Annotated in this window: 1 riboswitch. The window is 28.3% G+C overall.

The window, feature by feature from the left end:
• Window positions 1-541: 541 nt before the first annotated feature.
• A riboswitch (SAM riboswitch) is annotated at window positions 542-641 on the bottom strand.
• Window positions 642-719 lie beyond the last annotated feature (78 nt).

Genomic DNA, 719 nt, shown 5'->3' on the forward strand with positions numbered 1-719 from the left:
TCATACTTAACTTATCAAAAGACAAGCACCTACTTTCTAACGAAAGGAGGTGGAAAGTATGGAAATTGCAACAATATATTACNACAAATAATCCTACAACTAAAAGATTAGCAGGAAGTATTGATAAACTTAAATTTACAGTTGAATCAACTCCTCCCATAGCCTTAGCTACACCAGAAAATCCTCCTGCAAGTAAAAATATTACAATCATTAATATAATGTTAGAGTCTCCTGCACCTTTACAAAATACATCTATCTTATCTTGTAATTTTGCATTTTTATTTGAAAATAATGCTACTGCTGCTGATATTAAAAATGCTACTACTACTGGCATTTTATAAAAATCTCCAGTTATAATTCCACTTCCTACAAATAGTACTAAAAATACTAGAAGCGGTAATAAGGCAAATGGATTACCTTTTTTGATTTGTTCTTTCATAAAAATCTCCTTTCTTATACTTCTCATACGTAATATATAATCTGCTTAATTTTATATTATAAAAGCCTAAGTATAATAACTTAGGCTCAAAAAGCATAATTATACTTATCTATCAGTAATATACTGCAGGATTTAGCACCCGTATAAATATACTGGTTGCTGGGCTTCATAGGGCCAGTCCCTCCACCTCTCTTGATAAGAAGTATTAATTTAATTTATTTTATTATACATAATTTTCTAAAAACTTTCAATATATATTATTAAAATCATATTTATTTAA

Origin of the sequence: Romboutsia sp. 13368, assembly GCF_018336475.1 — a bacterium.
Lineage (GTDB): Bacteria > Bacillota > Clostridia > Peptostreptococcales > Peptostreptococcaceae > Romboutsia.